This is a genomic window from Dapis hubbardiae BLCC-M172 (assembly GCF_050016015.1).
Lineage (GTDB): Bacteria > Cyanobacteriota > Cyanobacteriia > Cyanobacteriales > Microcoleaceae > Trichodesmium.
In genome coordinates this window covers 1-14306 of sequence record NZ_JBNHEQ010000266.1, presented here as the reverse complement: position 1 = coordinate 14306, position 14306 = coordinate 1, and the positions used below count along the sequence as shown (strand labels likewise).

General features: G+C 36.5%; 5 protein-coding genes and 1 pseudogene. 5 read left to right on the top strand and 1 reads right to left on the bottom strand.

Annotation, left to right across the window (positions count from 1 at the left end; genetic code table 11):
- Positions 1-43 precede the first annotated feature (43 nt).
- From ACP6PK_RS24490 to ACP6PK_RS24480, 3 genes and pseudogenes are all read left to right on the top strand, one after another.
- Positions 44-1922, top strand: a pseudogene (locus tag ACP6PK_RS24490) (SUMF1/EgtB/PvdO family nonheme iron enzyme).
- Positions 1903-2289 (top strand): hypothetical protein, encoded by a 387-nt coding sequence (locus ACP6PK_RS24485; RefSeq protein WP_426563464.1) that lies wholly within the window; start codon positions 1903-1905, stop codon positions 2287-2289. Before ACP6PK_RS24490 ends, ACP6PK_RS24485 begins: the two are co-directional and overlap by 20 nt.
- 1243 nt (positions 2290-3532) lie before the next feature.
- The gene (locus ACP6PK_RS24480) at positions 3533-6022 is read left to right on the top strand and encodes a helix-turn-helix domain-containing protein (RefSeq protein WP_426563462.1); all 2490 of its coding nucleotides are present in this window, start codon (positions 3533-3535) and stop codon (positions 6020-6022) included.
- 1222 nt (positions 6023-7244) lie between these two features.
- Here ACP6PK_RS24480 and ACP6PK_RS24475 read toward each other — a convergent pair.
- Positions 7245-8192, bottom strand: coding sequence for an alpha/beta fold hydrolase (locus ACP6PK_RS24475; RefSeq protein ID WP_094675575.1), 948 nt, complete (start codon positions 8190-8192; stop codon positions 7245-7247).
- 1025 nt (positions 8193-9217) lie between these two features.
- Here ACP6PK_RS24475 and infC point away from each other — a divergent pair.
- Positions 9218-9748 (top strand): translation initiation factor IF-3, encoded by a 531-nt coding sequence (infC, locus tag ACP6PK_RS24470; protein WP_094673198.1) that lies wholly within the window; start codon positions 9218-9220, stop codon positions 9746-9748.
- A 773-nt stretch (positions 9749-10521) separates the two neighbouring features.
- Entirely contained in the window at positions 10522-13554 is a 3033-nt protein-coding gene (locus ACP6PK_RS24465) for a HEAT repeat domain-containing protein (RefSeq protein WP_426563459.1), read from the top strand.
- Positions 13555-14306: the final 752 nt, after the last annotated feature.

The following is a 14306-nucleotide window of genomic DNA, read 5'->3' as shown; positions in this document are numbered from 1 at the left end:
GTGAAACAAGGCTAGGTAGTATATTTTCATAATTGAAAAAATTATGCAGTCTGGAAAAATCCTGAGACAACGCTACAAAATTATCCACTCGCTCGGAAGTGGAGGTTTCGGGGATACCTACTTAGCTGAAGACTTAGACTTACCAGGAAAACCGAAATGTGTAGTAAAACATCTATCACCTAAAATTCCAGACCCAGGAGTTTTGACTATTGCTCAAAGGTTGTTTGAGAGAGAAGCAGAAACCTTATACAAATTAGGGCAAGACTCAGACCAAATACCAAAATTATTTGCTCATTTCCAGGAAGGAAGAGAATTTTACCTAGTACAAGAATATATAGAAGGGCAAGATATTAGTCAGGAACTTACGCCGGGGAAAAAATTAAGCGAGTCTTATACCATCGCCTTACTCAAAGGAATATTATCAGCATTAGAAACAGCTCATCAAAATAATATAATTCACCGAGACATCAAACCCCAAAACTTGATGCGTCGGAAGTCAGATAAGAAAATAGTATTGATAGACTTTGGCGCAGTAAAAGAAATAAGTGTATTAACTACAGCTAACCAACAAGGAACAACAAGTTTAACTGTAGCAGTCGGAACACCTGGGTATATGCCAAGCGAACAAGGTATCGGCAAACCAAGATTAAGTAGCGATATCTATGCAGTAGGAATGGTAGGAATAAAAGCACTCAGAGGAAAAGAACCACAAAACTTACCAACAGACCCAGATACAGGAAATATAATCTGGCGAAACCAAGCACAAGTAAGTAACAGCCTGGCAAATATATTAGATAAGATGGTGCGGGAGTATTTTAGAGAACGTTATAAAAATGCCACAGAAGTATTAGAAGCATTAAATATTCAAACTCCACCACAACCAACACCAGCACCCACACCACAACCAACGCCACAACCAACAATTCTATCTCTACCTAAAACTCAAACCCAAACCCAACCTAATAAAACCAGAAGAAAAATATTGATCTTAGGAGGTTTAGCAGGAAGTGGGTTTGTCGCAGCAATGTTAACTAAAGATTTGTGGGGTGGGTTTTTATTTGTAAAAACAAAAACATACTTATCTACTTCGACTTCGACTCATAAATTTGAGACAGTCAAAGTTAACGCAAAAGGAGAAATAATTAATCGTTCTCAAGGTCAAGCAGAGGTGATGATAGAAAACTTAGATGATGGAGTTACCCTAGCAATGGTAAAAATTCCCCCAGGTAGATTTCTCATGGGGTCTCCAAAGACGGAAGTAGGAAGAACGGATAGTGAAAGTCCACAACATTATGTAGACGTGCCAGAATTTTTTATGGGAAAGTATCCAGTCACTCAAGCACAATGGCAAGCAGTTATGGGAAATAATCCTTCTAGGTTTAAAGGTTTCTTTAAAGGAGCAAACCGTCCTGTAGAAAAAGTAAGTTGGAACGACGCGACAGAATTTTGTCAGAAACTCTCACAAATAACAGGTAAAAAATATAGTTTACCCAGTGAGAGTCAGTGGGAATATGCGCGCCCGTGCAGGAACAACAACACCATTTTATTTTGGCGAAACTATAACGTCTGAGTTAGTTAACTATCGCGGCAGTTATACTTATGCTGATGAACCGAAAGGAAAATTTCGAGAAGAAACAACAGATGTGGGAATTTTTCCACCCAATGCTTTTGGTTTGTACGATATGCACGGCAATGTCTGGGAATGGTGTGCTGATGATGGGCATAATAATTATATTGGAGCGCCTACAGATGGAAGTGTTTGGTTAGATGGAAATAAGAATTATTCTTGGCTGCGGGGCGGTTCCTGGGTCAACCATCCTGATCTATGCCGTTCGGCGTATCGCAACGGCATCGTTAGGCGCGACGTCTTCAGCAGCGCTTTTGGTTTTCGTGTAGTATGCGATGGCGGGAGAACTCTTTAACCCTTTTCTCTTTTCCCCTTTTGCCCTTTTCCCTCTTTTTCTTTTCTCTTTCTATCCCACGAAGCGGGGAAAATTTTTTTTCCGAGTGGGAGAAGTTTTTTCAGTTATCAGTTATCAGTTATCATTTTATCGCTCAAATTCTGAGAAAAAACATTTTCTGAAGCATCCCGCAGAAAAAGTCAGAGGAGAGCATCTGCATTTTGTGGAGCTACAAAAAAAATCGCCGCTGAAAAGATTTACCCCTTGCGTCGGCAAAAAATTCATGGTACAATTTAATCATTGGGAGTCGTTCGTACCTACGCATGACTTTTTATTCAACCAAGAAACATCGCCAGATCAGTTATCAGTTTTGCGTATAGAAAAATAGTTAATACATTTCCTGAAGTACCCCACCAAAGGAGATGAATAGTGGAATTTTTCTTCTATTGCGTATAGAGCAACAGTTAATACATTTTATAAAGCACTCCGCTATCAGTTATCATTTTATCGCTCAAATTCTGAGAAAAAAATCATTTACTGAAGCATCCCACAGAAAAAGTCAGAGGAGAGCATCTGCATTTTGTGGAGCTACAAAAAAAATCGCCGCTGAAAAGATTTACCCCTTGCGTCGGCAAAAAATTCATGGTACAATTTAATCATTGGGAGTCGTTCGTACCTACGCATGACTTTTTATTCAACCAGCAAGCCAAACATAGCCAGACCAGTTATCAGTTATCAGTTTTGCGTATAGAGCAATAGTCGATACATTTTATGAAGCACCCCGATAGAAGAGATGAATATTGGAATTTTTCTACTATTGCTCTATACGCAACAGTAAATACATTTTATCAAGCACTCCGGTAGAAGAGATGAGTAGTAAAAAATTCCCACTATTGCTATATACGCAACAGTAAATACATTTTATCAAGCACTCCGCCAGAGGAGATGAATAGTGGAATTTTTCTTCTATTGCCTATAGAGAAATAGTCAATACATTTTCTTAAGCTCTCAGTCAGAGGAGACGAATATTGGAATTTTTCTACTATTGCTCTATACGCAACAGTCAATACATTTTATGAAGCACTCGCCAGAGGAATAGTCAATACATTTCCTGGAGCACCCCGGTAGAAGAGATGAATAGTGAAAAATTCTCACTATTGCTATATACGCAACAGTTAATACATTTTATAAAGCACTCCGATAGAAGAGATGAATATTGGAATTTTTCTACTATTGCTCTATACGCAACAGTCAATACATTTTATGGAGCTCCCAGGATAGAGGAGATGAGGAGTGAAAAATTCCCACTATTGCTCTATCCGCAATAGTCAATACATTTTATGAAGCACTCCACCAGAGGAGATGAATAGTCAAATTTTCCCAAAGATGAACCGATGAGAGAATCTGCATTTTGAGTAGCTCGCAGATTTTTTCGGCGACGAAAAGAAATTCCCCTTGCGTCGGCAAAAAAATAATGGTACAATTTAATCAATGGGGTCCTTCGTACCTACGCATGATTTTTTATTCAACTAAAAACAAATTCTAGATTAAATTCTAAGGTGTCGCCGAAGTGACAGTAACATTACATCAATTTAGATAAAATCAAAAATAGATCGAAATATTAACTAAAAATGAAAGTCGAAGAAGGATTGGAAGTTCTGGAGACAGTTCTACCTCCAGGCTCCTTAAACGCTGTAAAAAGAATGGTATTTTCTCAAGCATGGGAAGGTAAAGCTTATGGTGAAATTGCCGAGCAAGCAGGTTACGACCCAGACTACATCAAAGGAGTAGCTGCCAGCTTATGGCAAAGTCTTTCTAATGTCTTAAAAGAAAAAGTAACCAAGAAAAACTTTCGCGCTCTGCTGAGACAAAAATTTGACACTCAGAAATCATATCTTGCCCAAACCGAGCCAAATATTCAACAGCAAATATTCCAACCTTCTACAGAAACAAACAAAACACTCTCTAAACCAAAAATTGATTGGGGAGAAGCCATAGACGTTTCCGTTTTTTACGGACGCTCCCAAGAACTAAACCAACTCCAACAATATATTATCACAGATAGTTGTCGCTTAATAGCCCTACTTGGTATGGGTGGCATTGGTAAAACAGCATTAGCAGCAAAAGTCGCCCAACAACTACAGAATAAATTTGACTATATAATATGGCGATCGCTCCGCCACTCTCCTCCACTAGAAACAATTTTGAGGGAACTTATCTCATTTTTCTCTGACCAGGAATGTACCCAAGGAGAACTAAACAAACTAATTGAATACTTACGCCATTCACGTTGCCTGATAATTTTAGATAGTGTCGAAACAATATTAAAACCTGGATGTACAGGTCATTATCGTTCTGGCTACGAAAACTATAGTCAACTATTTCAGTTAATTAGCCAAACATCCCACTCTAGCTGCCTCATTCTCACCAGTCGAGAAAAACCCCCAGAAGTAGCAGCATTTGAAAGTATAGATACAACAGTACGATCGCTACAAATATTTGGTTCAAAAGAAATAACCAAAACCTTACTACAAACAAAAGAAATATCAGGCACAGAAGCACAAAAACAACAACTCAGTCAACATTATAGTAATAACCCCCTAGCATTAAAAATAGTCATCACCTCCATCAAAGACCTATTCGACGGAGACCTAACAGAATTTCTCCAACATAATACTGCCACCTTTAATGGAATTCGCCGACTCCTCAACCAACACTTTGAGCGTCTCTCAGAAATAGAAAAAAAAATCATGGTTTGGTTGGCAGTTAACCAAGACTGGACTAATGTACAAAAATTAGAAATGGATATTCTGCCAGCCATTTCCAAAGTTAATCTACTAGAAAGTTTAGAAGCTCTCATCTGGCGCTCCATAGTCAAGAAAAAATTAAGTATGTACACAGTAGAACCTCTAATAATGGAGTATGTTCTTAACTACTTAATTGAAGAAATTGTTACTGAATTAACTACTACTAACTTAAATTTATTTCTTAGTCATTCCTTAATTATAACCACTGGCAAACGCTCTATTAAAGAACAACAAAATCAGCTAATTATCGAACCTATTGCCAGACAACTAAATAAAATATTTAGTTCTACTCAAGCGCTAGAACAACAATTATTATTAATTTTAAATAAACTACAAGCTGACGAAACTGCCGTATGTAGTTATGGTATAGAAAATCTGATAAATCTCTGTATGAAACTAGAGATTGATTTAATGATAGGCGACCTTTATTCTCACAAAATGGAATGTCGTCAATCTGCCCATAACTATTCCCAAAAAGCTATTGAAGTATTAACTAAAACTCACCAGAAAAACTCAGAATTTTGTGCATTAGTTCCTGGGAAAATTTGTCCTGCTAGTAAAAATAATCAACATAAATGCCACGAAAATAACGAGTCACAATTAGTAGATAATCACTCCTGTATTTGTCCTACTAATTTTGGAGATTTATCTGAGCATAATTATCAAGAATCACAACAGCAAAAACTAGATAGAAATATTTTAGATATAGATAGCCCAATGTTGTTAGAGAAAATGCAAATATCATCTAATGTTGATATTTCTGTTATAGCTTCTAGTCCGAATAAAGAGTTTTTAGCGATCGCCGATCTATCGGGAAATATTCGTCTCTTGTCGATGGTGAATCCTAAAGTGGATATAGTTCTTAAAGGTCATACTCAAGAAATACATTCTATTGTTTGGAGTCCAGATGGAAATCTTTTAGCAACTGGAAGTGACGATTTAACAATAAGATTATGGGATATTAATACAGGTAAATGTCTACAAATTTTTAGTGAACATACAGCTCGAATTTATGCTTTAATTTGGAGCCAAAATAGTCAAACTATTATTAGTAAAAGCGAAGATGAAACTATTAAGCTCTGGGATATTTTTACTGGTAAATGTTTACATACTTGGTCAGCAGAAAATTTTATTCAATCTTTTACCGATTTAGATTTATCACCAGCTAATACTTCTGAATTTTTAGCTCCTACTTTTTATGAGGTAGAATGTCATGTTAATCTAAAGATGAATAGTTTAAGTTTTGTTGGGTTTGCAGATTCGGAATTAAATTCTGACTCCTTAGTATCTTTTATCTTTGCATATAAAACCTAGGGAAATTATTTGATTTTTTTGGCGTTGGTGAATGATTGTATGATTTTTAGGAGTTAGGAGTCAGGAGTCAGGAGTTAGGAGTTAGGAGTTAGGAGTTAAAACAGTTTTTTTCCTTACTATTAATATTACAACCATAAGAATTTCATACCTTATTTCACCGAATAATTAATAATTAATAATTAATAGTTAATAATTAATAATTAATAATTAATAGTTGATAGTCAATTAATTATTCATTCAAAAATTCACGCCTTGAAGCCTCCCCTTAGATAGGGGATAAATCAAAAAAATTCCTTTTAGTCAATCCCCTTCTTTTAAGAAGGGGTAATTATTAATTATTAATTATTAATTGTTCATTGTGTTTTTTGCTGAACAATGCCATTTTTTTTTCATAACTTCAGGACACATTAAAAATACAAGTATAAATCAAGTATAAATTATATAACTTTGGGCAGTTTAGTTCTTTTCTTTTTTAGCAACAATGATTAAATTAAAGCTCACTCCCCATCTGTCGCGTCACTTAAGTAGGGCTTGCTGATTAAATCTAAAAGCATTAAAAGATAAAGGTTTTAGCCTTTTTAAATCGCGAAAAAGTACCTGGTTTTGAGCAGCTTGATGGTCAAAAAGTGAGGATGAAAGGTTGACACGAAGCAGAAAAATCAAGGGATGATTCTTCCTTCTGCCTCCTCGCTCCGATACCCATTCCTCCCGACTCCTACCCTCACCCATAAGACTTGTTCAGCAAGCCCTAAGTATTCCATTTCCCATCTATGTTTCGTAGGGTTTTGGTTTCCAAATCCCTCTTTCACTTGGGTTTGGAGACCAAACCCCTACGATAAAATTTTACAACCTATCTAACCTATCTAGCATTTCTATAGTTATATAGTTATATAGTTATAGAGATTTTTCGACAAGAAACACAGTCGGTCAATTTCAGCATAAAACCAATGATTTTATTGAATCATAAATCTCTCAACTAACCTCATAAACCAAGGAGTTAAAATTAACATTAGGCTCTCTTGAGTTCTGAATTTTTATGATTATTGAGTAGGCAATTCTGAGCCAATTTCATTGTACTATTAAACATCAGGTCTAGACTTATTAAATTTTGTCAAATATTTACTATCTCTTTTGTACAAATAAAGCAAGATATTTGACATTATTTGACTACATAAGACTATATTTATGTACAACGTTTATTATATCAAATTTAATATTATAACTAAACATTTTGGTATTTTTGTTTAACAATCCAATCAAGAATTAAACGATTAACTATTTCGGGACATTCATCATGGGCACAATGACCAGCATTATCTAATTCTATAAATTCTAAACGGGGATTAAGTTGGGTAAACTGACTTGGATTGGCAAATTTTGGAGGAATTAATAAATCTTGCTTGCCCCAAATTAATAAAATAGGAACTTCCAGGGTAGGGAGTACAGCTTTTACACTAGGACCTAACTTAGTGCTACCCATAATCTTGAATATAATACAAAAAGCACGAGCTGCCCCCCTATCTCTCGGCGGCCCTGTTAATATCTCCACCAATTCTTCTGTAATTAGATCGGGATTACTATAGGCAAGCTTAACCCAGCGACGAATAATTGAAGGTCTACGAACGATAAAAAACACAGCCCTTAATAATAGTGGGGAAGCAACAATATTTTGAATCAACTCAACAGTAGGTAAAAACTTAGGTGGAATTGCTTCAGCTTGAGCAGCAGGATCTGGTAAATTAATCATTATTAGACCCACAACCATATCTGGATAAGTAGCACTAGCAATTAGGGAAATTAAAGAACCAGTCGAATTACCCACTAATATTACTGGTACTTGAATAAAAGTTTGCCAAAATTCGTATACCTGCTCTACCCAAAAACTACTATCGTAGTTGGCGATCGCTTTTTCTGAAGCACCAAAACCCAATAAATCTAAGGCATAGACCGTATGCTGTTGAGCTAAGACATGGATATTGTGTCGCCAATGGCCTATTGATGCTCCAAAACCATGTAAAAGTAGTATAGGAGGGTTTCCTGATTTATGGCCTGCCAAAGTTTCGTGATTATTTTGGCATCGACAATAAGTGTAGCGAGTTTGCCATCCTCGCCATACCCACTCTCGTTGATTACCTATTTTTTTTTGCCAGTAGCTAGTAGTTTCACTCACTATACATTCATATTTCTAAATATTAAGATTTCTGGCGTTGCTAATTTGAGTTATGAAACTCCATTGGGTCAGAGATAGTTAAGAGTCCATTGCTTTGGACGTAAAATTATACCTATTTTCATAGAAATTTTAGTCTAGGCTAGGAACTACATTTAATCCTTGTGTTGTAATATTATTGCTAATTAAATTCATTACCACTCCCAGTCTAAATAGTTTTAACTACCAAGTTATTAGACATACTACCCTACAATAAGCATTGTACTTGATTTTATTTAGCCTAAGGGTAATTTGTTCAAGTTATTTTAGACTAATCCTAAACCTTATAGGTTACCAACCATGCTAGCTCGTTATTTGTAACATTCTTTTTTCAAGCATGGTATCACTTACTTTGAGTGTAAGGGCTAACTATAGAAATCCGCCCATAGGTCGCGGGTAATCAAAAAGTAGATCAAAAACTTGAAACTCCCGCCAGTTAAGTCTTCCCTGTTCCCTGTTCCCTAAAAGCGGTAAGATTTTTATACACAAATAAAATCGGACTGCTATACTTAAGCCAAATAATTGGACAAAGCTTGACATAAATAATCTACAGATAAGATAATATAAATCTTGAAAAATTTTAAAAGTTTGCTACAATAATTTAAAGTCAAAACTAAAGCTAATTTAATTTAAGGCTTGAAATCCAGTATAAAACTCTTAGATACTAATAGTATTAAGTTTACTGCCAAAAGGTAGTTAAGCAAATCTATGAAACCTAAATTAAGGTTCTGAAAATAGTCGAATAGAGTAGCAAAGTTTTCACAACAATCAAAGGCCATAGTTGGTGTACTTTCCACTAAACTTAAGCCTTGGTATAAAAGAACTTACAGACTTCGGTCAGTGGTTCTCCCTGAAGCGAAGCTAGCCTCCAAAACTAAAACTCTAGTTTGGGTAAGTTCAGTAGAAGCATGAAAGTCTCAATAATTAAATACCGTAGCCTAATTTGGTACGGATGTCCCTCTGAACAATAGTTTTAATAATCCTAATTAATGCCAATCGAAAAAAGAAATAATCGTAATCAGCCTCAAATTAATGAAAGTATTCGAGTTCCCAAAGTCAGAGCTATCAGTTCAGATGGCAAGCAATTGGGAATTATGGATACAAAAGAAGCGTTGCGTATGGCCGAGGAAAAAGAGCTTGATCTGGTTCTCATAAGTGATACAGCCGATCCACCGGTTTGTAAAATAATGGACCATGGTAAATACCTGTTTGAACAGAAAAAGAGAGCACAGGAAGCAAAAAAGAAGCAGCATAACGCAGAAGTCAAGGAAGTTAAGATGCGCTATAAAATTGAGGAGCATGACTATAATGTTCGGTTATCTCATGCAAAGCGCTTTCTTGAATCTGGTGATAAAGTTAAAGCTACTATTATGTTCCGAGGCCGAGAGATACAACATAGTAACCTTGCAGAAGAATTATTGCAGCGGATGGCAAAAGATTTAAAAGATTTAGCTGAGGTTCAACAAGCTCCCAAGAGAGAAGGACGCAGTATGATGATGTTGTTCTCTCCTAAAAAGTAAAGTTGGATACTCAAAGTATTTACAACTCTAACTAAACTATATTAATAGTATAAGAGAATACTAATTTTTTAGTAAGTAAAGCTATTGCAGAATAACGTAAATAATTGACCAGTCGGATCTATACTCTATTCCTGATATAGAATACTCATCCGTTTGATTCCTATAAAAAAACAAATTCTCCCCAGCCAAAATAAATACGATTGTCATTTAGTATAATTCTTGATCCACGCTTATAGTGGCATCTGAATCTACTTAATTATCCTCTGAAAATCCCTGAAACTTCCAGAAAAAAGGCTTGGCAAGAATACTGTTGAAATAGTCAATCAAATTCAGAATCTTCTGCTTGAGGTCTGAAATTGAAGATAAACTTTAGCAGGAGATTAAACTCCTGAGCAAACGAGAGAAACAAGACTCAATAATCCTGGACAACAAGACCCACTAATGATTTAGACTTATCATAACGTTGGTCAAAAATTCCCCCCTATCGGTCAGAGGGATTAGAGTTTAGCCAGTTAACGATGACAATGAGGTTTTAGTGTTCCCTCATTTTAAAAAACTCCCCACAGTCTCGGTAGAAATCTTCTCAACTATCCTTCTTTAAATGTCTTCTAGAGCTAGTTATCTTGGAGTAAAATTCCTAACAGGTCTTTCACATTGTTTCGCTTTTTCAAAGGCCACTGGTACGACTCGAAAGAATTTAGTTGTTGCTAGTGCGGAGTCTCATTGAGGATGTATTCCAGAATCTTCTACACTTTAGTTATTCAGTAAACTATATGGAACTGAGAAGTTTAAAAAGTTATACAGGACTAGGAGATAAACTGCTAATATCCCTCAATCTCCGTTATGAGGAAGTAGAGCGAACCTTACTAATGTTTGCGGTATATACTCTTACTTCTGCAGGATTAATTTGGTTAGAACTAAGTACAGTTAGTCTATTCTTAGACGAATATGGTGCTGACAAACTACCTTGGATATATATCGCTAGTGCTGGCATAGGTTCAGGTTTGGGCTTTGTCTATTCGTGGCTACAAAAAATCATGCCTCTGCGACGAGTAATAGTGGTAATTCTATTACTAATGGCAGTTCCATTATTCTTATTTAGGTTTGGAATTGGTATAGAAAATATCACGATAGCTGGTGAAAGTTTAGCTTTTCTTACTACCTTTATAATGTGGTTATGGGTAGAAGCTTGTTACTTGCTTAACGACTTAAATACTTCAATCACATCTAATCAGTTATTTAATATTAGAGAAATTAAGCGAACCTATCCAATAATTAGTAGTGGTTTTTTAGTAGCAGGAGTAATTAGTGGATTTTCTTTACCTTTAATACTATACTTCCTGCCTCTGAATAATGTCACAATAGTATCTGGTGTAATGGTAGTATTAGGTTCAGGAATACTATTATATTTATCAGAAAAATACCAACAATCTTTTCCTGATTCTAGCCGTTGGATACCAGAAGATGACGAAGAAGAATTTTCTACTCGCAAAATAAAAGGACCCCTACAAGGTTATATACTGCCATTAATCATATTCTTTGTGATGGCAGAAATTCTATATGTATTAATAGACTTTCAATTCTTTTATCAACTAGAATTGCAAAACCAATATACTGATGGAGCAAGTAAAATAGCAAGTTTCTTAGGTGTATTTGAGGGTATTTTGAGTAGTTGTCAAGTAGCAACTCAATGGTTTGCCTCCAGTCGTTTGGTAGAAAGAATAGGTGTTTTTGGTACAGCAATGATACTACCAGTAGGGGCAATAGCTTTAGGATTATTTTCTTTTACAGGTGCAATAACAGGATTATTTTCAGTATTTATAGGATTAGTAATTCTGAGATTTTTAGACGAGTTACTACACTATACATTAATCGAAACTACCGGACCTGTTTTATTCCAACCTCTACCAGAAAATATTCGTAGTGATGTTCAAACAATGGTAAATGGGGTAGCTGAACCATTTTCTACAGGCTTGAGTGGATTAATAATATTAGGAATTCTCTGGTTATGTAGATTAATATTAGACTCCAATCAAAGTGGGTTTCAAGACCAGCAAGGTCTAATATTTGTTATCGCCATAATTATATCTGGCTTCTTATGGTTGGGAGTGATATGGTTAATTAGAACCCAATATGTAGGCTTATTGGTAAGAAGCGCTGGCAAAGGAAGATTTGGTGTATTAGATGTAGATATGCGCGCTCTGAAACGCTCAGTAGTAGAAACTTTGGAAAAGGGAGTTTCAGAAGAAGATAAACGATCCTGTATTGAGCTACTAAGTCAAATAGACCAAAAAAATTTAGGCGAAATATTAGCCCCACTTTTACAGGTAATGTCACCCGCATTACAATGCCAAAGTCTCGAAGTGATGTTAAATCACCCTAACCCAGCTTATCTAAAACAAGTACAATCCCTAACCCAAAAATCAGTACCACCAGAAGTTCTAGCTTTGGCCTTACGCTACATCTGGCTCACAGAATCAGAACCAGATATTAGTCAGCTACGACCTTATTTACAATCTTCAGTAGACCCAGTAGTAAGAGGTACAGCAGCAGCTTTAATTATGCGTCGAGGAGACATAGAGCAAAAAGCTGAAGCTACTAATGTTTTACGCAGGATGATTACTTCTAAACTGGAAAAGGAAAGAGTGATGGGTGTTCGTGCTTTAGGAGAAGCAGATTATTTGCAAGGGTTACGATTGTACATTCCTAGTTTATTACAGGATGAATCGTTACGAGTGCGAAAGTATTGTATGGATGTAATTGCTTCTACTCATTTAGAAAGTTACTACCCCTCGCTGTTACGAGGTTTATCCTACAAATCAACCAGAGAATCTGCATTGCAAGCATTAGTAAGATTAGGTAATGACGCAATTCCAATGCTGGTAAAATTGGCGGATGATACTCACAAGTCAGATTTAGTAAGATTACAAGCTTGGACTGCTATTAGTGAAATTGGTACAATAGAAGCACTAGACTCTCTGGTAAATAGAATGATGACTACCTGGGGTACTACACGCCGTAATATTTTACGCAGATTGTTGAAAATGCCAGGAGAAGTTGGAATTGAAGGAGTTCTTGAACGAGTAGGTCGCAGTGGAGTTGAAATTTTAGTAGAGCAAGAGTTGATGTTTCTGGGGCAGATTTATGCGGGTATAGTAGACTTGTCTGGAGTGGATATTAACTCAACTACTTCCCACTCCGGTGCTTTAGAAGAAAGTAATGGAAAACTAACAACCGATTATACAGAAATATTACTACGGTCTCTAAAATTGTTGGAGTTAGATGCTATAGAACAGTGCTTTTTGTTAATGAAATTTCTTTATCCGTTCGGTTCTATCCAAGCAGCAGCTTTTAATATTAAGTCAGATTCCCGTTCAAATGTAGCCCGTGGTTTGGAGATTTTGGATAATACTGTAGATATTTCTTGTAAGCGTTCCTTGATTGATATTTTGGATCAAAACAGTTATCAGGAAAAATTAAATAGTTTATCTGAGATGGTTGTTTATCAACCAATGGCTCCTAGCGATCGCTTACGACACCTGCTAGATTTTCGTCATTTTCTTTCAGAGTGGGCTTTAGCTTGCTGTTTACAGATGGCTCGTGCTGCTCGTTGGAGTTTAACAGCAGAACAAACTTTAGTTTGTTTACGTCATCCTACTGGTTTTGTGCGGGAGGCAGCTCTAGCTTACTTGCGGATGGCATCTCAACGTGCATTGGTTGAATTATTGCCTAATTTGAGGAATGACCCAGACCCCTTGGTATCTTCTCAGGTAGAGCAAATGATTGTTGAGTTTGGTATTACTTAGCTTAAGTAGCTATCAGGTCTAGTAGTGGTCTGACAAACCTTGAATGGTATATTAGAAAAAAAATCGTTAATCCTTACCATAACTATAATTATAGGAGAAAATCTAATCCACAGTTTTAGCTGTGTCACGCAGGTAGTGCCGTGTCAAGCTTGAAAATATGGGTTAAAAACCTAACCCCCCTCGATAGGGGCAGGGGGAACGAGGTCTTCGCTCGTTGCTTGCTTCTAAACCACAATTTTAGTCTTGACACGCCAGTAGTAGACCGTTTCATATAAAATAGTGCGTTAGATTTCTTATTGTAGCTACAGGAAGTTATCTCTTGACATACTCCCGAAGTTGCCCTTACGGGAAAACGCGGGATTCTTCAGTCTGGGAAACCCTGACCGCTGTTTAGACAGAGGTGATGTCCTCCCCCTGCGTTTGACCTTAGAGTAACAAAATGTACCTAGCTTGTCAAGGACATATGAACAGCTTATGAAGGTATCCGAATCTTGGCCCTGGCTTTCCCATACGACGCTCCCCCACCGGAGAGCTTTGACTTCCCCGAAGGGAAGTTAAAATTTCCTATTGCAACATTTAAGTGGGTCTAGGAGGAAAATTTTACGACTCATCTCCTCTGTTGGGGTGCTTGAGCAAATGAATTAACTATTGCTCTATACGCAATAGAAGAGAAATTTCACATTCATCTCCTCTGCCGGGGTGCTTGAGCAAATGAATTAACTATTGCTCTATACGCAATAGAAGAGAAATTT

Coding starts and splice junctions, on each gene's coding strand:
- ACP6PK_RS24485 (WP_426563464.1), top strand. CDS start 1,903: ATGGCGGGAGAACTCTTTAACCCTTTTCTCTTTTCCCCTTTTGCCCTT.
- ACP6PK_RS24480 (WP_426563462.1), top strand. CDS start 3,533: ATGAAAGTCGAAGAAGGATTGGAAGTTCTGGAGACAGTTCTACCTCCA.
- infC (WP_094673198.1), top strand. CDS start 9,218: ATGCCAATCGAAAAAAGAAATAATCGTAATCAGCCTCAAATTAATGAA.
- ACP6PK_RS24465 (WP_426563459.1), top strand. CDS start 10,522: ATGGAACTGAGAAGTTTAAAAAGTTATACAGGACTAGGAGATAAACTG.